The organism is Dactylosporangium sp. NPDC005555, from assembly GCF_040605635.1.
Taxonomy (GTDB): Bacteria; Actinomycetota; Actinomycetes; order Mycobacteriales; family Micromonosporaceae; genus Dactylosporangium.
Genome location: NZ_JBEXDG010000010.1, coordinates 203,305 through 224,529 on the forward strand (window position 1 = coordinate 203,305; position 21,225 = coordinate 224,529).

Consider the following 21,225-nt stretch of genomic DNA (forward strand, 5'->3'; position numbering starts at 1 on the left):
TCGACGTGCCGCGGTTCCGGCTGGGCATCGACTTCGGCACGTCCACGACGATCGCGGTGCTGCGGCGGCCCGAGGGTCGCGTGCAGCAGCTGCTGTTCGACGGCTCGCCGCTGCTGTCCTCCGCGGTCCTGCTCGGCCCCGACGGCCGCCTGCACACCGGCCGCGACGCGGCGCACCTGGCGCACAGCTTCCCGGAGCGCCTCGAGCCCAACCCGAAGCGGCGCGTCGACGACGGCGGCGTCCTGCTCGGCGACGCGGAGGTCGGCGTCCGGGATCTCGTCGCGGCGGTCCTGCGGCGGGTCGCAGCCGAGGCCACCAGGGTCGCCGGACCGGTCAGCGACGTCACGCTCACGCACCCCGCCGACTGGGGCGCGGGCCGGCGGGCGCTGCTCACCGACGCCGCGCGCCTCGCGGGCTTCGACGACGTGCGGCTCGTGCCCGAGCCCGTGGCCGCCGCGACGTTCCTCGCCACGACGCAGGAGATCCCTGTGCACGGTTGCGTCATGGTGTACGACCTGGGCGCCGGCACCTGCGACGTGACCCTGCTGCGGCGGCATCCGGACGGCTTCGAGCCGTTCGCGTCCGCCGGGCTCAACGACCTCGGCGGCCTGGACGTCGACGCGGCCGTGGTCGGCTTCCTGGAGGCGACCTACGGGCGGCTGTGGACCGACGCGGCGACCCGGCGGCGGCTGTGGGACGAGGTGCGCTCGGCGAAGGAGATGCTGTCCCGCGCGAGCGGCACCGTCATCATGGTGCCGGCGCTCGGCAGGGAGGTGCCGCTCGGGCGGGAGCAGCTGGAAGGCCTGATGCGGCCCGTGCTGCGGCCCAGCGTCGCGATGGTGAAGGGGCTGCTCGCCGAGGACGGCGTGCGGCCCGCAGAGATCACGGCGCTGTTCCTGGTGGGCGGGTCGAGCCGGATCCCGCTCGTCGCGACGATGCTGCACGAGGCGCTGGGCATCCCGCCGGTCGTGGCGGAGCAGCCGGAGCTCGTGGTCGCCGAGGGCGCCCTGATCGCCGCCGCCCCGCGTGCCACGGTCCGTCCCGAGGCCCGTCCCGGGGCTTCTTTCGGGGCTTCTTCCGTGGCTCCTTCAGGGGTTCCGGCCGGACCGCTCGTCGGGGAGGAGCCGACGGTCCGGGTGCCGGCGATGGCCCGGCGGCGCCCGCGGTCGCGCAGGCGCCTGATCGCCGGGATGGCCGCGGTCGTCCTCGTCGTGGCGGCCGGCGCACTGCTGCTCAACCAGCTGCCCTCCGACGGCGACGACGACCCGTGGAACGGCCCTTCCGTCGCGCCCGCCCGCTACGACCTCGCCAAGGTGCCCGACAACCTCTGCGACAGCATCGACCTGTCGCCGTTCTTCGCCCTGTACGAGCGGGAGGCCTCCGCCCCCTCGCCCCGGCGCAACGTGATGGCGGCGGCCGGCAGCTCGTCGTGCCAGGCCGTGCGGCTGCACGACAACGGGATGGTGCGGGCCACCTTCTCCGCCGAGGTCCGGGTCACGCCGGAGCAGTCCACCGCCGAGTACGACTACAAGCAACGCGTCAGCGGCGACGCCGCGCTCAACGAGCAACCGGTACAGCTGCCGGACCTCGGTGACGAGGCGGTCGTCTTCGAGATGAAGGGCGCCACCGCTCAGGCGAGGACCATGACGACGCTGCGGCTCGGCGTCCGGGACGGCAACCTCGTCTGGGAGGTCCACCTCACCGTCGACCGCCAGGACAAGGTTGGCTGGACGGCCGCGCAGAAGCAGGACCTGCGCGACCGTCTGGTCACCGTCACCCGGGCGGCGCTGCCGAAGGTGCTCACAGCGGTGCGTTGACGACCTGGATGTCGTCGACGTAGCCGCGGAACGTGCCGGTGGCGGCGGGCTGGTCGTAGCCGACGCGGATCTGGTCGACGGTGCCGCCGGCGAGCGCCGCGAGGCTCACCCGCACCTGGTTCCACTGCCCGACGACCAGGCGCCGGCCCTCGCCCTGGAACTGCGGGTGCGCCCTGACGCCGAACTGGTCGGCGGCGCCGGAGTCCCGCAGCGACCGGCCGTCGGTGAGCGCCAGGTCGAGCGCCACGAACGTGCCGTTGACCGACTGCGGATAGATCCAGTACGTGAGCGTCGTGGTGGTCGTCAGCCGCAGGTGCACGTCGAAGATCCGGTTGTACGAGTAGGACCCGGCCGCGCTGGTGTCGGTGCCGGAATACATGAGGGCGTAGGTGCCGCGTGCGATCTCGGCCCGGCGGGCGGACTCCATCGACGTCAGCCCGCAGCAGTAGCCGGTGACGTTGAGCGACGCCTGCACCGTGCTGGTCCACGTGAGCGGCGGCGCGGCGGCCCCGAAGTCCGTGCGGAACAGCGGCCACGCCCTGCCGGCGCCGAGGACCGGCTGCAGCGCGGAGAACCACACGTCGGCGAGCTTCGCGTAGCCGCCGTCGGTCGGGTGGATGCCGTCGGTGCCGATGTCGGCGAGGGTCAGGTTGCCGGCGAAGTCGGCGAGGCGGACCTTCTTGCCCGCCGTGGCCTTCGCCTGGACGATGCCCGGGATCTGGCCGTTGTACTGCCGGACCCGCGCCTGCACCGTCGGGTCCGGGTTGGGCACGAGCGTGGACACCACGACGGTCGCGGCCGGCGCGGCGCGCAGGATCTGGTCGATCAGGGCGCTGAGCCGGGCCGGCGCGTTCGGCAGGTCGTAGTTCTGCAGCATGTCGTTGGTGCCGGCGTTGAGCAGCACCACGTCGGGCTTCGCGGCGGCGATCCACGCGTCGGCACCCGCCGCGACCGCGTCGACGCGGTACCCGGAATGGCCCTCGTTGTCGTTGTCCGCGGCGGTGCCGGAGCGCTGCGACCCGACCATGTCGACCGCGACGCCGGCGTCGTCGGCGAGGTGCCGGCGCAGCAGCTCCCGGTAGCCGTTGCCGTCGGTGGAGCCGGTGCCCCAGGTGATCGACGCACCCAGCGGCATGATCCTGACGGGGGTGGCCGCCTCGGCGGCGATGGGCAGCACGACGGCGGCGGCGCTGAGGGCCACCACCGTCGTCAGGGCACGGCTGAGCAGACGCACGGGGAGGCTCCTTGATCGGGCGGTTGGCGGACCGGGCCGACGAACTGCGTACAGCAAAGAGCATCGATGTGCCGTGTGTCAACGATGTCAGATGGAGCTCCGACCCCGCCCCGGCAGGTCCAGACCCCGCTACCGCAGCTCCAGGACGACGCCGTCCTCGGACTCCTCGCCGCCGTCGCCGTGCCGGCGGATGATGCCGACGATCTCGTCGAACAACGTCGGGCCGATCCCGAGCCGCGCGCTGCTGATCCTCGCCTGGAAGTCCGCCCGGTTCGACGGCGCGCTCGTCACGAGGAGCCGCTCCAGCCGCCGCACGGTCGCCTCATGACCGAGCGCGGCCCGGGACAGGTCGGCGTTGACCCACCGCAGCACCCATCCGCCCTCGGGCGTCCCGAACCCCCCGCGCAGCAGGTCGTTGAACGCGTCCAGGTTCCCGTCCCAGGCGACCCCGCCCAGCAACGCCGAGAACGCCCGTGCGAACCCGTCGAGATCCGAGAACTCCGCCCCGTCGACGACCAGCACCGGCAGGGGGTTGCGCGCATCGACCACAGTCCGAGTATGCACACCCCCGTGCACCATTACCCACCGTCAGCGGGACACCGGAACGCGTGATGATTGGTTACCGTGAATGGGTGACTACCGCGCCGAGTACGCCGATGTTCACGCAGGACTTCTGGGACGACCCGCATCCGGTGTACGCCGCGATGCGCGAGCAGGCGCCGGTGCACCGGCTCCAGCTGCCGACGGGCACGGAGATGTGGCTGGTCACCAGGTACGCGGACGCGAGATCCGCGCTCGGCGACCCGCGGCTGTCGAAGCAGGCCGGCGCCACCCAGAACGCCGCCGCCCTCGCCCCGGCGATCAGCGCGCCGCTGACCAGGCATCTGCTCGCCAACGACCCGCCGGACCACACCCGGCTGCGCCGGCTCGTGGCGAAGGCGTTCACGGCCAGGCGGGTGGAGCAGCTGCGCGGCCGGGTGGAGGAGCTCAGCGCCGCCCTGATCGCCGCAATGGCCGCCGACGACCGCGGCGACGTGATCGACGACTACGCGGTCCAGCTGCCGATCCAGGTCATCTGTGAGCTGCTCGGCATCCCGCAGGAGGACCAGACGGAGTTCCGGCACTGGACGGGGATCCTCGTCGCGGGTTCGGTCGACCGGTCCGGCGTGCCGGCCGCCGCCGCGAGCTTCCTGCACTACCTGCGGGCCCTGATCGCCGCGAAGCGCGCCGAGCCCGCCGACGACCTGCTCAGCGCGCTGATCGCGACCACCGACCAGGGTGACCGCCTCGACGAGGACGAGCTCACGTCGATGGTGTTCCTGCTGCTGATCGCGGGGCACGAGACCACGGTCAACCTCATCGGCAACGGCATGTGGACCCTGCTGACCCGCCCCGAGGAGCACCGGCGGCTCCTCGCCGACCCGGCGCTGATCCCGAGCGCCGTGGAGGAGTTCCTGCGCCTGGAGTCCCCCGTGGAGACGGCCACGTTCCGGGTGGCGATGGAGCCCGTCACGTACGGTGGCGTCACCATCCCGGCGGGCGGCGTCGTCGCGATCTCGCTGCTGAGCGCGGACCGCGACCCGGACCGCTTCCCGGACCCGTCGGCGGTCGACCTGGGCCGCCCCGACAACCAGCACCTGGCGTTCGGGCACGGCATCCACTACTGCCTCGGCGCCCCCCTGGCCCGTCTCGAGGCGCAGATCGCGTTCCGCGACCTCCTGGCGGCCTTCCCGGCAATGCGCCTGGCCGTCCCGCCGTCCGAGCTGATCTGGCGCCCCGGCGTCCTCATCCACGGCACCACCACGCTGCCGGTCCATCTGAGCTGAACGCGAGATGGCCGGCCCGAAGGCCGGCCATCTCCTCATGCGTTGGTTACGGAAGGACCCAGCGCTGGTTGGCGCCGGCGAAGCAGTCCCAGATCTGCAGACGGGTGCCGTCGGTCGAGACGTTGCCCGTCACGTCGAGGCACCTGCCGGAGCTCGGGTTGCGCAGGGTCCCGTCGGACTGGGCCTGCCAGGCCTGGGCGCCCGAGCCGTTGCAGTCCCACAGCTGGATCTTCGAGCCGTTGGCGGTGCCTGCGCTGGTGACGTCCATGCACTTGCCGAGGGCGCGCAGCGTCCCGTCCGACACGACGGTCCAGTTCTGGGCGGTGGTGCCGTTGCAGGTGTACAGCTGGACCGCGGTCCCGTTGGCGGACGAGGCGGCGGCCACGTCCACGCACTTGCCGGCGATGCCGGTGATCCGGCCGGTGCGGCCGGTCGGCGGGGTGGTGGTCGGCGGGGTGCCACCGGTCGCCGTGGTGTAGATGGCGCTCACGAGGGAGTTGGCGCCGGTGGCGTCCTGGGACAGCTCCCAGTTCATGATGCCGCCGGCGTTCGCCATGGCCCAGGTGGTCTTGCGGCGGATCGTGGGCAGGCCGTTGTAGCACTCCTGCACGCCGTTGATCGTGGTGCAGTCCCGGTTGGCGTTCGCCGGGTCGCGGGCCACGAGGTCGGCGTACGTGTAGTAGCCGGGCCGGGAGTAGAACGGCACGCCCAGCACGGCCTTGTTCGCCGGCAGGCCGCGGCCCTTCCAGAAGTTGACCGCGTTGATCGACCAGTCGTAGTTGGCGTGCGGGCTGCCGCCGTCGTACGCCATGATGTTGAGCCAGTCGACGTAGCCGAACACGGCCGGCTGGACGCCGTTGGCGGTGCCGCCCTCGGACACGACCGCGGCGGTGAGCAGCTTGCCGCGGCTGTGCATGGCGGTGCTGAGCTGCGACATGAGCGCCGTGTAGTTGTTGCCGGAGGTGCCCGGGTCCGGGTACTCCCAGTCGATGTCGACGCCGTCGAGGTTGTACTGGTTGACCAGGTTCACGATGTTGTTGACGAACGCGGTCCGGGCGGTCGCGTTGCCGGCGAGACCCTCGAAGCCGGAGTCGTTGCCGTCGTTCCAGCCGCCGACGGCGATGGAGACCTTGACGCCGGCCGCGTGGCCCAGCGACACGATCGACTGCAGCTTCGACGGGTTGTCGAGGCCCTGCAGGCTGCCGTTGGAGTTCGGCAGCACGAACGCGTAGTTGATGTGGGTCAGCTTGCTGTACTGGATGCTGTTGGCGCTGCCGGCCCACGACGGCATGTAGCCGACGCTGCGGAACCCGTTGGGCAGGACGGCGGCGTCCGCGGCGGGCGAGCTGGCCAGGACGAAGACACCACCGACGGCGGCGGTGGCGAGGGCGATCGCACCGGCGGCGAATGCCGAGCGACGAGCCCGGTGGCGTCCGGGGCGGGCGGCCCCGGATTCCGACGACGAGGAGGACAAGAGGGTGCTCCTTCGGATGGTCGGCCGGCGGCGGACGGGCAGGGTGGGATACCCGCGACCAACGAAGGCGGTGCCACCGGCACGATGACAGGTGGCTGAAACGATAGGAAAGCTAACTGTCAGATGTCAATCTTCGTCGCGAAGAAAGTCGGTACCAGCGGGTATTCATGCACTGAAATGCTGCAATCCGACCACTGAGAGCAACCTGAGCTTCTCCGCGGCGTCGGTGCCGGGCTGCGGCGTGAGGACGAGGAGCTTCTGCCCGAGGTCCGGGGTCACGAGGGTCTCGCAGTCGACGTGGACGACGCCGACCTGCCGGTTGACGATCCGTTTGCGGTCCGAGCGGCGCACGGCGACCTCGTGCTCGCCCCACAGCCGCGCGAACTGCGGGCTGACGGCGAGCAGCCTTGTGACCAGACCGTCGACGTCGGGGTCGCCGTGCCGTCTGGCGGCGGTGGCCCGAAGGTCGGCGACGGACACCCGGCCGTGATGGTCGGCGTCCTCAGGTGGGTACACCTGCCGCCAATCGGCATCGGTGAACCAGCGCCACACGTGGAAGCGCTCGTCGCCGCGGAACCGGGTCTGGTCGCCGAGCAGCAGCATGGCCATCCGGTTCTGCGCCAGGGTCTCCCCCAGGTCGGACGCGACCGTGGCGGGGGTGTCGCCGAGCAGGTCGAGCATCCGCAGCAGCCCGGCCCGCGGGTGGGTGACCCCGCCGACGGTCCGGGGCGGCGTCACGCCGGCGAGGTGATACAGGTGGTCGCGCTCGTCCTCGGTGAGCCGCAACGCCCGCGCCAGGGCCGACAGCATCTGCGCCGACGGTTGCGCGCTTCTGCCCTGCTCCAGGCGCACGACGTAGTCGGTGGACATGCCCGCGAGCATGGCGACCTCCTCGCGGCGCAGCCCCGCGGTCCGCCGGCGCGGCCCCTCGGCGAGCCCGACGTCGGCGGGGCGGATCGCCAGCCGGCGGCGGCGCAGGAAGTCGGCGAGGTCGTCACGCTGCATGCCTCCATCCTGGCGCTCCGGACGCCCGCGCATCCAGGGACCGGCGCTCCTACGAAGACCGCTCCGCTGCCGTCGCCCCCGCGCCGGGGGCACCGTGGAGGCATGGACACCACGATGATCGGCCTCGGGGCGATGGGCATGTCGGGCGCGTACGGCCCGGCGGACCGCACCGAGAGCATCGCCACCATCCACGCCGCGATCGACGCCGGCGTGACCCTCATCGACACCGGCGACTTCTACGGCATGGGCCACAACGAGCTGCTCATCGCTTCGGCGTTGCGCCCCGGTGACCGCGACCGCGTCAAGCTGAGCGTGAAGTTCGGCGCGCTGCGCGGACCGGCCAACGAGTGGGGCGGCACCGACACGCGACCGGCCGCGATCCGCAACTTCCTGGCGTACTCGCTGGTGCGGCTCGGGGTGGACCACATCGACGTGTACCGGCCGGCCCGCCTCGACCCGTCGGTCCCGATCGAGGAGACCATCGGCGCCCTCGCCGACCTGGTCAAGGAAGGCTGGATCCGGGAGATCGGCCTGTCCGAGGTCGGCGCCGACATCATCCGCCGGGCACACGCCGTGCATCCGATCGCGGATCTGCAGATCGAGTACTCGCTGATGTCCCGCGGCGTGGAGGACGACGTCCTGCCGACGCTGCGCGAGCTCGGCATCGGCATGACGGCCTACGGGGTGCTGTCCCGCGGCCTGCTCTCCGGCCACTGGCGCGCCGACCGTCCCGCTGTCACCGGTGACCTCAGGGCGCACAGCCCGCGCTTCGCCGACGGCAACGTGCAGCACAACCTCGCCCTCGTCGAGGCGCTGCGCGGGGTCGCCTCCGCGAAGGGTGTGACCGTCGCGCAGCTGGCGATCGGGTGGGTCGCCGCGCAGGGCTCCGACATCGTCCCGGTCGTGGGCGCCCGCACCCGCGAACGGCTCGCCGAGGCCCTCGTGCCGGTCCCCCTCACCGCCGAGGACCTCGCGGCCATCGAGGCGGCCGTGCCCGCCGACTCGGCCCGCGGGACCCGCTACCCGGCTCCCATGATGGCCCATCTCGGCACCGACAGATGACGCAATGACGGCCGGTGATGGGACGCGGGGGATCGGCAGGCGGCGTCGTTGCAGCTCGGGGTGCATGCGATCGAGGCCTGGGAGCTGATCGAGGAGCTGGGGGGCGCACGGCGGAGAGGCTCCTGGAGACGAACTGCCCGACGTAGTTGGACGGATCCGGGGGCCCGGTGCTCTCTCCGTAGGAGGGAGGATCGGATGATCGATACGACGCACGAGCTCGGGGTGGCGCCGCCGGACTTCGCCGAGTTCTACCGGCGGGACGCGCCGGGGGTGCAGCGGTTCATGTGCGCGTTCGCCGGGCGGGAGCTCGGCGTGGAGGCGACCGCCGAGAGCTTCGCCAGGATGCTGGAGCGGTGGGCGCAGCTGCGGCGGCTCGGTGACGCGCAGCGGCGCGCGTACGTGCTGACCACCGCGAAGAACTACGTGCGGCGGGTCGCGGTGCTCGACGCGAGGTTCACCGCCCTGGACGGCGAGCGGCACGACGTCGGGCGGGCCGACACCGACCTGGACCTGGTCGCGGACAGCACCGGCCTGGTGCAGGCGGTGCGGCGGGTCATCGACGGGCAGCCGGCCCGGCGGCGGCAGGTGGCGCTGCTGTTCTTCCTGCACGACGACAGCACCGCGGACATCGCGCGGGTGCTCGACATGAGCGAGTCCACGGTGCGCAGCCACGTGTCGGCGCTGCGCAAGCTCCTTCAACCCTACGTGCAGCGGTTCCAGCAGATCGTGGAGGCAAGCGGTGACGACTGACCAGAGCGACCCGGCCAGGGACCTGATCCGCCGCGCGTACGCCGACGTCATGCACCCCGGCCAGAGCGGCACCGACAGCGACAGCGGCCTCGCCGACGTGGTCCGTCGCGCCGGCCGGCCCCGGGCGGAAACGCAGGACGCCGACGTCGTGGAGCCGGCGCCGCGGCGGACCAGGCGCCGGTTCGCGGTGGTTGCCACGTTCGCCGCGGCCGTCGTGACCATTCTCGCCGTCTACGCCGCGTCCGCCGGGGTGCGGCCGCAGGGCGTCGGCACGGCACCGGGGACGACCGGCGCCGTGCCGAGGGTGACCGGTTCGCCGGTCCCGATCAGCAGCTTTTCGTTCCCGCCCGGCACCGGCACGTTCGCCCCCGACAGCCCGGGCGCGTCGCTCGGCGCCGAGCCGTCGGGCCCGGTCGTCGAGAACCCCCGCCCGTTCCCGTTCCCCTCCTCGTGCGCGGACTCGTGGGTGCTGGAGCCGGTCGGCGACACGATCAAGGTCACCGCGCTGCCCGGCGGCGGGTGCCCGGCGATGGCGCTGGACCGGCTGTGGCTGCTGGACGCCTCGCAGGGCAACGGCAGCGTCAATCCCGGCGACGCGGTCATCTGGCCGTTCGTGCCGGTCGACGGGGCCAAGGGGCCGTTGCAGCCGCCCTTCACGTTCCGCCCCGGCGGCTGGCCGGGTCTGCGGAAGGGCCACCTCTACTGGGCCATGTTCGTGACCGAGAAGGCGGCGGCCGAGGCGAGACCCGGCGCCGACGCCTACGACGCCTACTCGGAGGCCTATCACCTGTCCGGATACTTGAACGGATAAGGTCCGGACCTCCGGTGCCGAAGTGGTCATCGTGGGTCCCAACGTACGCCGGTCGTCCCGCCTGCTGCTGCCGGTCGCAGGCGGGTTCGCCGGTCTCGCCGTGGCGTTTCTCATGATGCAGCTGATCACCACCGGGGCGTTCGAGCATCTCGAAGCGCGCCAGGTCGCGCAGGACGCCGACCGGATCCGGATCGGGCTGAACTCGCAGGCACAACTGCTCACCGCGTTCGGCGCCACGAATGCGGTGTGGGACAACTCGTTCCACGACATCGGCAACAGCGACGGGGCCGGGTTCGCGGCCGACTTCCCGCCCGAGGCGCAGCAGTCCGTCAACGACATCGACGGCATGCTCGGCGTCAGCCTGGACGGCACGCTGCGGGTCGGCGGGATGACCGCGGACCAGCCGGCGTTCGTCCAGCCGCCGGCGCAGCTGCGCGACCCGGTGGTGCTGCGCAAGCTGTTCGACCCGGCCGCGCGGCCCGGCGAGTCGCGGTGCGGCGTCGTGTCGGCGGACGTGCCGTACCTGTTCTGCGGCGTCGGCTCGTTCCCCAGCAGCGGCGAGGGCGCCCCGTCCGGTGGCCTGATCCTGCTCAAACGCCTCGACGAGGCCCGCGTCGCGCTGCTCAGCAAATCCCTGGACCTGCCCGTGCGGCTCGCCCCGCAGGCCCGCCCCGGCACCGACGCGCAGCCGACGCTGCGCAGCGAGCTCGGCGACCTGCGCATCGGCACGAAGGTCCTCGGCGCCGACCACATCTCGGTCGACGCCGTCATCGACACCGTCAACGGCGGCAGCATCGTCCTGGAGGTCGTCGCGGCCCGGCCGATCCACGCGGCGGCGAGCACGACGGCCGTCAAGCTGTTCCTGTTCGTCTCGGTCGCGACGGTGCTGCTCGTCGTCGGGGTGCTGGTGGGTGTACGAGCGGCGCTGCGCCGACGGGTGGGGCCGCTGCGGCGCACCACGGAGGAGATCATCGCCTCCGGCGACCGTCAGTTGCGGGTCAACCCGGCCGGTACCGACGACATCGCGGTCCTCGGCCGGGCGATCGACGCGATGCTCGACTCGCTGCAGGAGCAGGAGGCCAGCCTCGCCGGGGAGCGGCAGCTGAAGGAGGCGCAGCTGATGACGACGAACGTGCGGCAGCAGCTCGCCGAGCAGACCGTCCGCCGCCGCGCCGGCGAGGTCATCGACGAGACCAGCGCGTCGGCGCTCGCCGAACTGCGCACCGTCATGTCCGACGCCGGTGACGTGCTCGCCGCCGCCGACGCGATCGAGCAGCAGGCGACGACCGCGGACCGGGTCACCCGCACCGTCGTGTCCCGCGCCGCGGACGCCGACGCCGTCATCGACGCCGTCACCACCAGCCTCGGCCGGGTCGACGGCATCGCCAACCTCATCGCCGGGGTCGCCGGCCAGACGAACCTCCTCGCCCTCAACGCGACCATCGAGGCGGCCCGCGCCGGCGAGGCGGGGCGCGGCTTCAGCGTCGTCGCCGGCGAGGTGAAGAACCTGGCGACGAAGACGAAGGAGTCGACCGGCGAGATCACCAGCACCGTCGAGGCGCTCGGCTCGGACGCGTCCGCGATGGCCTCCGTGATCACCGACATGAGCCAGGGGGTCAACGCCGTCGGGGACGCCACCGCGCAGCTCACCGCGGTCGCCGCCCGGCAGCGGGCGTCGGTGGAGCAGCTCGTCGGCGCGGTGCGGGCCGCGATCGCCCGGATCGAGAGCCTGGCTCAGGTCACCGACCGGCTGGAGCGCCGCCGGCACAACCGGGCCGCCGTGGAGGGCACGGTCGTGCTCACCCAGGGCACCATGCACGCCGAGGCGGACCTGCTCGACCTGAGCATCTCCGGCATGCGCTGCGCCGCGAAGTCCGGCTGGCGGCCCGCCCTGGGCAGCGTCCTGGACCTCACCCTGGGCCTCGGCGGCCAGCGGCTGCAGCTCAAGGGCCGCGCGGTGCGCCACCTCGACACGGACACCGCCGGTGAGGTCGGCATCGAGTTCGTGAAACCGCCGGCGCCGGTCGTCGCCGTCGTCGGCCGCTACATCACGGCGCTGCTGGGCGAGGACTGACCGCCGCGATGATCGCGTCGCGGGTGGGGCGGCGGTCGATCTCCATGAAGCGGCCGGGGCCGGCGACCGGTTCGAAGCCGGAGCGGCGGTAGACCTCATGGGCGTCGCGGGTGGCGAGCAGGAAGCGGCGCAGGCCGGCGGCGGACAGGTCGGCGACGATCGTGTCGACGAGCCACTGACCCAGCCCACGGCCGCGGTGGGCGGTGTCGACGAAGACGTCGCAGATCCACGCGAACGTGGCCCGGTCGGTGACGACCCTGGCGAACGCGACCTGGCTGCCGTCGCGCCACACGCTGTAGGGCAGCGACCCTTCGATCGAGCGGGCGACGAGGTCGCGTTCGCGGCCGGCGGCCCAGTAGGACTCCTCCGACAGCCACCGGTGCACGGTGTCGAGGTCGACGCGCGCCGGGTCCGCGGTCAGCTCGTAGCCGTCCCTCATCGGGTGGCCTCCGTGTGCAGCCAGCGCAGGGCGGAAGCGGCGTGCCGCATGACGGTGAGGTGCCCTTCCGACGGGACGATCCGCACGGCCGCGTCCGGGAGGTGCGCGGCGAGGCGGGTGGTGTGGACGCTGGGCACCATCCGGTCGGCGGCGCCGTGCACGAGGAGGACCGGGGCGGTGACGGCGGCGAGAGGGAAGCCCCACGGCCGCACGTACGCGAGGTCGTCGTCGACCATCGGACCCGGGCCGGCCTCGGCCGCGGCGGCCACGATCCCCTGGAACCAGGCCCAGTCGGTGTCCAGGGCGATCCAGTCGGCGGTCAGGAAGCCGATGTCGGCGCCGTCGTTCGGCGCCGCGGCGAGCCGCTCCCGCGCGTCGCGCCCGGCGACCGCGGCGCGCAGCGTCGCCTCCGCCCCGTCGGCCATGCCGTCGAAATAGTCGTCGCCGCCGCCGGTGTACGGGCTGAGCGACGCCACCGCCACCACGGCCGAGACGCGGTCCGGCAGCAGTGCCGCGCAGGCCAGGGCGTGCGGCCCACCGCCGGACTGCCCCATGACGGCGAACCGGGCCACGCCGAGCGCGTCGGCGACCGCCGCGGCGTCCGCGGCCGCCGAGGCGACCGTGCGGTCCGGCCGTGGCGTGGATCCGCCGTACCCGGGCCGGTCGTAGCCGATCCACCGGATGCCCAGCTCCGCGGTCACCTCCGGCAGCGGCGGAGGCGCCCCGATGCCGGGCGTGCCGTGGTGCCAGAAGACCACGAGGTCGCCTTCGCCGGTGTCGTACGCCCGCAGCGTCCGCCCGTCGTCGAGCCGGACGTCGATCTCAGCCCCCATGGTCGAAGACCCTATCGGGTCGATCGCCGCTTGCGCGGAGGCATACCGGGTATGCATACTCCGTATCCATGTCCATCAAGTACGGTCTGCTGGCGCTGTTGCAGCGCGGCACGATGTACGGGTATCAGTTGCGGACCTCGTTCGAGGAGTCCACGGGCGGGACGTGGCCGCTGAACATCGGGCAGGTGTACACGACCCTGTCCCGGCTGGAGCGTGACGACCTGGTCCGGTCGCTGCCGGAGCACGACGGGGGGCAGCGACCGTACGCGATCACCGATGCCGGGCGGGCCGAGCTCGCCACCTGGTTCGCCACCCCGATCGGGCGGGGTGACCGGCCCCGCGACGAGCTGGCGATCAAGCTGGCGCTCGCGCTGACCACGCCGGGGGTCGACGTCCCCGGCATCATCCAGGCGCAGCGGACGGCCACGATGCGGATGCTGCAGGAGTACACGCGGATGAAGCAGCGGGCGGGCGGCCCCGCCGACCTGTCGTGGCGGCTCGTCCTCGAATCCATGATCTTCCAGGCGGAGGCCGAGGTGCGGTGGCTGGACCACTGCGAGACCAGCCTGGCCCGCCACGCCCCCCTGCCGGCACCCGCACCCGCGCAGGCGGACCAGCCCGTACACGACAGGGAGACGACGGCATGAGCGAGCTTCGCGAGCGAATCATGTTGCAGCGCGTTCTGGTGCCTCATGGCGTCGGCGAGCGAAGCGAGCCGGCGGCATGAGCGTCTTGGAAATGCGGGATGTGCACCGCACCCATGGGCACGGCGAGGCGACGGTCCTCGCCGTGCGGGGCGTGTCGCTGACGGTCGGCCCGGGTGAGCTGATCGCGGTGATGGGGCCGTCCGGGTCCGGCAAGTCGACGCTGCTCAACCTCGCCGGCGGGCTCGACGCGCCGACCCGGGGCGAGGTCGCCGTCGAGGGGACCGTCCTCGGCGGGCTCGGCCGCAAGGCCCTCGCCGGGCTGCGGCGGCGCCGGATCGGCTACGTGTTCCAGGACCTCAACCTGCTGCCGAGCCTGACGGCGGCGGAGAACATCGCGCTGCCCCTGGAGCTGGACGGGGTCGGGGTCCGCCGGGCCCGCCGGGCCGCGCTCGCCTCCCTCGCCGAGGTGGAGCTCGAGGGGTACGCCCAGCGCTTCCCCGACGAGATGTCCGGCGGGCAGCAGCAGCGGGTCGCGATCGCCCGGGCGCTCGTCGGGCAGCGGCGGCTCATCCTCGCCGACGAGCCGACCGGCGCCCTCGACTCGACGACCGGTGAGGCGGTCCTGCGGCTGCTGCGGGCCAAGGTCGACGCCGGCGCCGCCGGGGTCCTCGTCACCCACGAGGCCAGGCACGCGGCGTGGGCCGACCGGGTCGTGTTCCTGCGCGACGGGATCGTCGTGGACACCTCCGGTCCCCTCGCGGAGCCGGAGCACCTGCTCGACGGGGCGGCGTCGTGAGGGGCTGGCTGGTGTCGCTGCGGATCGCCCGGCGGGAGGCGCGCCGGGCGAAGGGCCGCACCGCGCTCGTGCTTGGGCTGATCCTGCTGCCGGTGCTCGGGCTGTCGTTCGCCGCGGTCAACTACGACATGTTCACCCTCACCAAGGCCGAGCAGCTCGACCGGGAGCTGGGCGCCTTCGACGCCTCCGTGCGCTGGCCGTTCGCCGGGCAGATCGGCCAGGACGCCGAGGGCTACGGCGTGATGGACCCGGGCAAGGCGGAGCCGGCGACGCCGACCGCCGAAGGGCTGCTCGCACTGCTGCCCGCCGGCTCCCGGATCGCGCGCGTCGACGAGCGCTATCTGCGGCTGCGGGGCGCGACCGGTGAGCAGAGGCTGCGCGCGCACCAGCTCGACGTCGCCGGCGCCGCGTACCGGGGCAAGGTGTCGGTCCTGCGCGGCACGGCACCCGCCGCCGACGGCGAGATCGCACTGAACGCGCGTGGGATGGACCTGCTCGGCGTGCGGCTCGGTGGCACCGTCACGCTGCCCGGGCGCGGCGACGTGCGGGTCGTCGCCGAGGTCGAGTTCCCCGCCGATCTCTGGCCGATCGCCGTGCTGCGCCCCGGCACCCTGGCCGCGGAGCCGCCCGACAGCTCCACCAGATGGTTGGTCGACGCGCCCGCCCCGATCGGCTGGGACCAGGTGAAGGACCTCAACAGGCACGGCCTCGTCGTGCGGTCCAGGACCGTCGTGCTCGACCCGCCGCCGGACGCCCCGACCTGGGACGAGAGCGACGGCAGCGTCTTCCAGCTCGGCATCCTCGTCTTCGGCCTCGGTGTCCTGGAGGTCGTGCTCCTCGCGGGTCCGGCGTTCGCGGTCGGCGCCCGCCGCCGGCGGCGGGAGCTCGCCCTCGTCGCCGCGAACGGCGGCACCCCGGCGCAGCTGCGCCGCATCGTCCTCGCCGACGGGGTCCTGCTCGGCGTCGTCGCCGCCGTCGCCGGCACCCTCGTCGCGATCGCGGCCGCGTTCGCGACGAGGGGCGTGTTCGAGGAGCACGTCGCGCAGGCCAGGGCCGGCGGCTACCGGGTCTTCCCCCTCGCCCTGCTCGGCATCGCCGGGCTGGCCCTCGTCGCCGGGGTCGGCGCGGCGCTGGTGCCGGCGTTCGCGGCGGCCCGCACCGACGTCGTCGCGGCGCTCGCCGGGCGGCGCAACCGGACCGGTCCCGGCCGGCGCTGGCTCGTCGTCGGGTTGTGCACGATCGGCGCGGGCGCGGCGGTCGCGACCTACGGCGTCGTCGCGATCGACTCGAACGTCGTCATGGCCGGGCTCGTCCTCGCCGAGCTCGGTCTCGTCGTGTGCACGCCGTCGCTGGTCGGGCTGATCGCCCGGCTCGGCCGCCGGCTGCCGCTCGCGCCGCGTATCGCGGTGCGGGACCTGGCCCGCAACCGGTCCTCGACCGCGCCGGCGATCTCCGCGGTCATGGCGGCCGTGCTCGGCGCCGTCACCGTCGGCGTGTTCCTCGCCAGCGACGTCCAGCGGCAGCGCGACATGCAGATCAAGGCGCTGCCCGACGGCTACGCGGAGCTCATCCGGGGCCGCGGCGACCGCGGCGAGCGGGCCGACGCGCTGCCCACCCAGCGCCTCGTCGAGGCGGCCACGGCCACCCTGCCGGTGGCGGAGACCGCCGAACTGCGCGGCGCGACCTGCCCGGCGACCGCGCCCGCCGAGGGGTACTGCTACCTGCACCCGGTCCGGCCGGAGCACCGGCGCTGCCCGTACAAGGCCGGTGAGGCCAGCGAGGCGGATCAGCGCAAGGCGGCCCGGGACCCGCGCTGCCACGAGAACTCGTACACGATGAGCGGCGGCGGCAACGCCACCACCATCGTCGACGACGGCTCGGCGGTCGGGCTCATCTCGGCCGCGACCGGCGACGACCTCGCCCGCGCCGAGGCGACCCTGCGCGCCGGCGGCGCCGTCGTCGCCGACCCGGACCTCATCGAGGACGGCAAGGTCATCCTTGCGGTCGCCTCCGCGGACGACCCGGACGGTGAGCGGCACACCGTCACCGTCCCCGGGCACCTCACCACGACCGCCGTGTCGCTGATCTTTGTGGCGATCTCGCCGCAGGCCGTCGCCGAGGCCGGTCTCGCCGTCGAGGTCAAGGGCATCGTCGTGGCCACGTCGCGGATGCCGACCAGGGCCGAGTCCGGCAACTTCGACGCCGCCGTCGAGGCCCTCGGCAACCATTACCACGGGACGGTCGCGTTCCCGTACGTCCCGGACGCCACCGTCAACCTGATCGTGCTGGCGATCGTCGCGGCCGTCATCGCGCTCGGCGCGGCCGGCATCGCCACCGGGCTCGCGGCCGTCGACAGCCGCCCGGACCTCGCGACACTCGGCGCGATCGGCGCGTCACCCAGCGTGCGCCGGCGGTTGACGCTGAGCCAGGCCGGTGTGATCGCCGGGCTGGGGTCGCTGCTCGGCGCCGCCGCCGGGTTCGGCGCCGGGTGGGCGGTGCTCGCCGCGCTCAACCGCAAGGCGCTGAGCGTGTGGCCGAGCGACATGCCGTACCCCCTCGTCGTGCCCTGGTCGAACGTCGCCGTCGCGGTGCTGGTCGTGCCGCTGGTCGCGATGGCCGGGACGGCGCTGTTCACCAGGGCCAGGCTGCCGATCGAACGGAGGGCCTGACCCCCTGAGGACCTCGACGGCGGGGTAGGATGTCCCGCAAGTCCGTATAGGGAGATCCTGTGACTTCCGACGAAGAGCCCGAGACGTCCGATATCAACGACGGCGGCGCCAGCACCACCGGCTCCGGTGCGCTGATCCTCTACGGGGTGATCGGCGTGCTGGTGATCGTCGGCTTCCTGTATTCGGTGATGAGCCGCTGACGTATTCGTAGGACGGCGCCGCCCGGCATCGATCCGGGCGGCGCCGTTTCGCGTCAGGCGACGCTGGCGGGGGCCGGCTGGTAGCCGGCCGGCCGGGTCGTGAACGTGCCCCGGCCCTGGGTGCGGCTGCGCAGCCGGGTCGCGTAGCCGAACAGCTCCGCCAGGGGCACGGTCGCCGTCACGACCACCGTGCCGGGGCGGGTGGTCGAGTGGGTGACCCGGCCGCGGCGGGCCGCGAGGTCGCCCAGGACCGCGCCGGCGGCGTCGTCGGGCGCGGTCACGGTGACCTCCGCGACCGGTTCGAGCACCGCCATGCCGCTCTGCCGCAGCGCCTGCTGCAGGGCGAGCCGCCCGGCGGTGCGGAAGGCCGGCTCGGAGGAGTCCTTCGAGTGGGTCTGGCCGTCCACGAGCGTCACGTGCACGCCCGTCACCGGGTGACCGCCGAGCGGGCCTTCGGCGAGGGCGTCGCGGCAGCCGGCCTCGACCGCCTTGACGTACTCCTTCGGGACCCGCCCGCCGACGACCGTCGAGCCGAACACGAACGGCTCGTCCGACGGGGCGACGTCGATGAGCACGTGCGCGTACTGACCCGAGCCGCCGTCCTGCTTGACGTGCCGGTACAGCAGGCCACTGACCCCGGCGACGACGGTCTCGCGGTAGGAGACCTGGGGGCGGCCGACGGTGACGGGCACGCCGGACCGGCGCAGCGACTCCACGGCCACCTCCAGATGCAGCTCGCCGAGCCCGGACAGGACCGTCTGGCCCGTCTCCGGGTCGCCCCGCACGACCAGCGAGGGGTCCTCGTCGACCAGCCGCGCCAGGGCCACCGACAGCCGGTCCGTGTCGGCGGCGGCACGCGCCTCCACCGCCACCGACACCACGGGCTCCGCTGTGGCGGTCCGCTCCAGTACCAGCGGCGCATCCGGAGCGCAGAGGGTCGCGCCGACCTTCGCGTGCTTGACGCCGACGACCGCCACGATGTCGCCCGCGGAAGCGTCGTCCAGCTCGGTGTGCCGGTCCGCCTGGACGTGCAGGATCCGGCTGACCCGTTCGGTGCGGCCGGTGCCGGTGTCGAGCACGGTGGCTCCCTTCGCGATCGTGCCGGAGTAGACCCGGACGTAGGTGAGGCGCCCGGTCGTGGCGGCGTGCACCTTGAAGACCAGGCCGGCGAACGGCGCGTCCGCGGTGGCGGGGCGCTCCGGGTGGACCGGCGGGACGTCGAGCGGCGACGGCAGGTACGCCACGACCGCGTCGAGCAGCGGTTCGATCCCCCGGTTCCGGTACGCGGAGCCGCACAGCACGACGACGCCCGCCCCGCTGATGGTCAGCTCGCGCAGCGCGGCGCGCAGCGTGGTGTCCTCGAGCCCGTCGTCGGCCACGAACTCCTCCAGGGCACCGGTGTGCAGCCCGGCGACGGCCTCCTCCAGGATCCGCCTTCTGCGGTCGAGCTCCACGGCGTCGGGGACCTCGATCTCGGTCATCGCCTGGTCGTCCCAGGTGAACGCGCGGCGGGTCACCAGGTCGACGACGCCGGTGAACTGCTCCTCGGCGCCGATCGGCAGCTGGACGACCAGCGGCGTCACGTGCAGCCGCGTCCGGATCGAGCCGACCGCGGCGTCGAGGTCGGCGCAGGCCCGGTCGAGCTTGTTGACGAACGCGATGCGCGGCACGCCGTGCAGGTCGGCCTGGCGCCACACCGACTCGCTCTGCGGCTCGACCCCGGCGACCCCGTCGAACACGGCGACGGCGCCGTCGAGGACGCGCAGCGAGCGCTCGACCTCGGCGGAGAAGTCGACGTGGCCGGGTGTGTCGATGAGGTTGATCCGGTGGCCGTCCCAGGTGCAGCTGACGGCCGCGGCGAAGATCGTGATCCCCCGCTGGCGCTCCTGGGCGTCGAAGTCGGTGACGGTGGTGCCGTCGTGGACCTCGCCCTGCTTGTAGGTGGCGCCGGTGCGGAACAGGATCCGTTCGGTGGTGGTGGTCTTGCCGGCGTCGACATGGGCGAGGATGCCGATGTTGCGGGTCTTTGCCAGATGGGTGCGCACGGCTCTGCGGCCTTTCAGGAAATTCTGAACAGGGCAGCGCGATTACCCTGCCCGGTTTCCGAGCAGGGTCCGGCCGGTGCAGCCGCGCGGGCCTACACCAGCGGGCAGGAAGACACCAGGATCACCTCGTGCCGGGACTGGGGGACGACGACGCGGTAACGCATGGCTCCCCCTTCCTCAGCACGGTAACGGTGATCATACGGGCGCTGCCGGCGTCACCGAAACCGATTTCCGGCCCCTCAACGCATAGACCCCCGCGAGTGCGGTGCAGACGCAGAGGGCGGCGGCGCTCAACCCGAGCGACCAGTGCACGCCGATCGCGGCGCCGAGCAGGCCGACGGTGAAGCCGCTGCCGGCCCGCAGCCCCTGCGCGGACACGCCGTAGACGCCGATGACCCGGCCCCGGTCGGCGGGCGGGGCGAGGAGCTGCACGACGGTCTGCCCGATGGACATCGCGGCCAGGTTGGCGACCCCGCCGACGAGCAGCAACGCCACCGCGATCAGGTAGTTGTCGGTGATCGCGAAGAACATGCTCGTCACGCCGTAGACGGCGGTGCTGATGACGGCCGCGAGGACGGTCGGCTTGATCCTGCCGGTCGCCTCCAGCAGGAGGCCGCCGATGACGCCGCCGGCGCCGTTGGCGAACAGCAGCACCCCGTAGGCGAGGCTGGCACCGTCGATGCCCTCCCCCGTGGCGGCGCTTCCGGCCCCGAGGTCCTCGGCGAAGATCGGCATCGCGGACTGCATCGACGCGCCGACGAAGAACGACCCGAGACCACCCAGGATGATCATGCTGACGAGCGTGTGGTTGCCGCCGACGGCCTTGAGCACCCGCACCGAGTCCATGATCCCGACCCTGGCCCGCGGCGCCCCGTGGTCGCGGGTGTGACCGGTGAACTTCGTGCGGAACAGGAACAGCGTCAGCGGCAGGAAGAACAGCACGTTGACGAAGATGCCGGCGGTCGCGCCGAGGCCGAGCAGCAGCGCCGAGCCGACGACCGGGCCGAACAGCACGCCGAGGCTGCGGAACGTGGCGTTGAGCCGAACCGCGCTGGGCAGGTCCTCGTCCCCGACGAAGTCGTGCAGCATCAGCTGCTCGCCCGGCCCCCACAGCGACCCGGCCAGGCCGTGCAGCACGAGCAGTACACACGCGTGCCACACCTGCAGCGTCCCGGTGACGAACAGGACCCCCCACGCGACCGACACCGAGGCGAACAGGATCTGCGCGACCTGGATGACCCGCCGGCAGTCGAACCGGTCGGCGAGCGAGCCGAAGTAGACCGAGAACAGCAGGAACGGCACCCAGTGGCTGATCACCTGGAACCCGGACAGCGCCGGGGAGTGGAACTTCTCCCACAGCACCCAGTACGTGATGACGTGCTCGATGTTGTCGGCCATCATCGACAGCGCCGCGCCGAACAGGTAGGGACGGCAGTCCTTGTTCCGCAGCGCGGCGAACTTCCGCGGCCGCGCGGCGTCTTCGGTGGTGGCTGCGCGCATGACCGCCAGACTCCACCTCTCGCGCGTCCGCTGTCCGCGCCCC

18 protein-coding genes are annotated in these 21,225 nt (G+C 73.0%); 10 read left to right on the plus strand and 8 right to left on the minus strand.

Annotation, left to right across the window (positions count from 1 at the left end; all coding sequences use genetic code 11):
- A partial coding sequence (locus ABZS58_RS14550) for an Hsp70 family protein (protein ID WP_354781386.1) occupies positions 1-1,817 on the plus strand: 1,817 nt, incomplete at its 5' end.
- Here the strand turns inward: ABZS58_RS14550 and ABZS58_RS14555 are convergent.
- Together ABZS58_RS14555 and ABZS58_RS14560 are read right to left on the minus strand one after the other, a co-directional pair.
- Positions 1,801-3,051 carry an SGNH/GDSL hydrolase family protein gene (locus ABZS58_RS14555; RefSeq protein ID WP_354781388.1) on the minus strand — a complete coding sequence of 417 codons (1,251 nt, stop codon included), beginning with the start codon at positions 3,049-3,051 and terminating at the stop codon, positions 1,801-1,803. The two genes, ABZS58_RS14550 and ABZS58_RS14555, sit on opposite strands and share 17 nt — an antisense overlap.
- 129 nt (positions 3,052-3,180) lie before the next feature.
- Positions 3,181-3,600, minus strand: a complete 420-nt coding sequence (locus ABZS58_RS14560; protein ID WP_354781390.1) for a barnase inhibitor — start codon at positions 3,598-3,600, stop codon at positions 3,181-3,183.
- An 83-nt stretch (positions 3,601-3,683) separates the two neighbouring features.
- Between ABZS58_RS14560 and ABZS58_RS14565 the strand changes: the two genes are divergently transcribed.
- Positions 3,684-4,877 carry a cytochrome P450 gene (locus tag ABZS58_RS14565; RefSeq protein WP_354781392.1) on the plus strand — a complete coding sequence of 398 codons (1,194 nt, stop codon included), beginning with the start codon at positions 3,684-3,686 and terminating at the stop codon, positions 4,875-4,877.
- Between the two features lie 46 nt (positions 4,878-4,923).
- On the opposite strand, the gene ABZS58_RS14570 is transcribed toward ABZS58_RS14565, so the two are convergent.
- Together ABZS58_RS14570 and ABZS58_RS14575 are read right to left on the minus strand one after the other, a co-directional pair.
- On the minus strand, positions 4,924-6,270 hold the full coding sequence (locus ABZS58_RS14570; RefSeq protein WP_354781483.1) for a glycosyl hydrolase family 18 protein: 1,347 nt from the start codon (positions 6,268-6,270) through the stop codon (positions 4,924-4,926).
- A gap of 246 nt (positions 6,271-6,516) precedes the next feature.
- Complete coding sequence (locus tag ABZS58_RS14575; RefSeq protein ID WP_354781394.1) at positions 6,517-7,356, minus strand: helix-turn-helix transcriptional regulator; 840 nt, start codon at positions 7,354-7,356, stop codon at positions 6,517-6,519.
- 102 nt (positions 7,357-7,458) lie between these two features.
- Here ABZS58_RS14575 and ABZS58_RS14580 point away from each other — a divergent pair, with 102 nt between their 5' ends.
- From ABZS58_RS14580 to ABZS58_RS14595, 4 genes are all read left to right on the plus strand, one after another.
- Positions 7,459-8,418, plus strand: coding sequence for an aldo/keto reductase (locus ABZS58_RS14580; protein WP_354781396.1), 960 nt, complete (start codon positions 7,459-7,461; stop codon positions 8,416-8,418).
- 195 nt (positions 8,419-8,613) lie between these two features.
- A complete protein-coding gene (locus ABZS58_RS14585; RefSeq protein WP_354781398.1) occupies positions 8,614-9,168 on the plus strand; it encodes a sigma-70 family RNA polymerase sigma factor in 555 nt (184 codons plus the stop codon).
- Positions 9,158-9,979, plus strand: coding sequence for a hypothetical protein (locus ABZS58_RS14590; RefSeq protein ID WP_354781400.1), 822 nt, complete (start codon positions 9,158-9,160; stop codon positions 9,977-9,979). The genes ABZS58_RS14585 and ABZS58_RS14590 overlap by 11 nt, the downstream gene beginning before the upstream one ends.
- 31 nt (positions 9,980-10,010) lie before the next feature.
- Positions 10,011-12,053 (plus strand): methyl-accepting chemotaxis protein, encoded by a 2,043-nt coding sequence (locus tag ABZS58_RS14595; protein WP_354781402.1) that lies wholly within the window; start codon positions 10,011-10,013, stop codon positions 12,051-12,053.
- Here ABZS58_RS14595 and ABZS58_RS14600 read toward each other — a convergent pair.
- Both ABZS58_RS14600 and ABZS58_RS14605 read right to left on the minus strand, forming a co-directional pair.
- A complete protein-coding gene (locus ABZS58_RS14600; protein ID WP_354781404.1) occupies positions 12,028-12,492 on the minus strand; it encodes a GNAT family N-acetyltransferase in 465 nt (154 codons plus the stop codon). The genes ABZS58_RS14595 and ABZS58_RS14600 overlap by 26 nt on opposite strands.
- On the minus strand, positions 12,489-13,325 hold the full coding sequence (locus ABZS58_RS14605) for an alpha/beta hydrolase (protein WP_354781406.1): 837 nt from the start codon (positions 13,323-13,325) through the stop codon (positions 12,489-12,491). The genes ABZS58_RS14600 and ABZS58_RS14605 overlap by 4 nt, the downstream gene beginning before the upstream one ends.
- Positions 13,326-13,393: 68 nt before the next feature.
- On the opposite strand from ABZS58_RS14605, the gene ABZS58_RS14610 reads away from it, so the two are divergent.
- The 4 genes from ABZS58_RS14610 (at position 13,394) to ABZS58_RS14625 (ending at position 17,637) form a co-directional block, all read left to right on the plus strand.
- A complete protein-coding gene (locus ABZS58_RS14610; protein ID WP_354781408.1) occupies positions 13,394-13,972 on the plus strand; it encodes a PadR family transcriptional regulator in 579 nt (192 codons plus the stop codon).
- A gap of 76 nt (positions 13,973-14,048) precedes the next feature.
- Positions 14,049-14,768 carry an ABC transporter ATP-binding protein gene (locus tag ABZS58_RS14615; RefSeq protein ID WP_354781410.1) on the plus strand — a complete coding sequence of 240 codons (720 nt, stop codon included), beginning with the start codon at positions 14,049-14,051 and terminating at the stop codon, positions 14,766-14,768.
- The gene (locus tag ABZS58_RS14620) at positions 14,765-17,437 is read left to right on the plus strand and encodes an FtsX-like permease family protein (protein WP_354781412.1); all 2,673 of its coding nucleotides are present in this window, start codon (positions 14,765-14,767) and stop codon (positions 17,435-17,437) included. The genes ABZS58_RS14615 and ABZS58_RS14620 overlap by 4 nt, the downstream gene beginning before the upstream one ends.
- Before the next feature lie 59 nt (positions 17,438-17,496).
- On the plus strand, positions 17,497-17,637 hold the full coding sequence (locus ABZS58_RS14625) for a hypothetical protein (RefSeq protein ID WP_354781414.1): 141 nt from the start codon (positions 17,497-17,499) through the stop codon (positions 17,635-17,637).
- Positions 17,638-17,690: 53 nt separating this feature from the next.
- Here ABZS58_RS14625 and fusA read toward each other — a convergent pair whose 3' ends face one another.
- Both fusA and ABZS58_RS14635 read right to left on the minus strand, forming a co-directional pair.
- Positions 17,691-19,682, minus strand: coding sequence for an elongation factor G (gene fusA, locus ABZS58_RS14630; protein ID WP_354781416.1), 1,992 nt, complete (start codon positions 19,680-19,682; stop codon positions 17,691-17,693).
- 195 nt (positions 19,683-19,877) lie between these two features.
- Positions 19,878-21,182 carry an MFS transporter gene (locus ABZS58_RS14635; RefSeq protein WP_354781418.1) on the minus strand — a complete coding sequence of 435 codons (1,305 nt, stop codon included), beginning with the start codon at positions 21,180-21,182 and terminating at the stop codon, positions 19,878-19,880.
- Between the last annotated feature and the right edge of the window lie 43 nt (positions 21,183-21,225).

Bases quoted from the DNA above. Each gene is read 5' to 3' on its own strand.
- ABZS58_RS14575 (WP_354781394.1), bottom strand. From the start codon at position 7,356: ATGCAGCGTGACGACCTCGCCGACTTCCTGCGCCGCCGCCGGCTGGCG.
- ABZS58_RS14580 (WP_354781396.1), top strand. From the start codon at position 7,459: ATGGACACCACGATGATCGGCCTCGGGGCGATGGGCATGTCGGGCGCG.
- ABZS58_RS14585 (WP_354781398.1), top strand. From the start codon at position 8,614: ATGATCGATACGACGCACGAGCTCGGGGTGGCGCCGCCGGACTTCGCC.
- ABZS58_RS14600 (WP_354781404.1), bottom strand. From the start codon at position 12,492: ATGAGGGACGGCTACGAGCTGACCGCGGACCCGGCGCGCGTCGACCTC.
- ABZS58_RS14605 (WP_354781406.1), bottom strand. From the start codon at position 13,325: ATGGGGGCTGAGATCGACGTCCGGCTCGACGACGGGCGGACGCTGCGG.
- ABZS58_RS14610 (WP_354781408.1), top strand. From the start codon at position 13,394: ATGTCCATCAAGTACGGTCTGCTGGCGCTGTTGCAGCGCGGCACGATG.
- ABZS58_RS14615 (WP_354781410.1), top strand. From the start codon at position 14,049: ATGAGCGTCTTGGAAATGCGGGATGTGCACCGCACCCATGGGCACGGC.
- ABZS58_RS14635 (WP_354781418.1), bottom strand. From the start codon at position 21,182: ATGCGCGCAGCCACCACCGAAGACGCCGCGCGGCCGCGGAAGTTCGCC.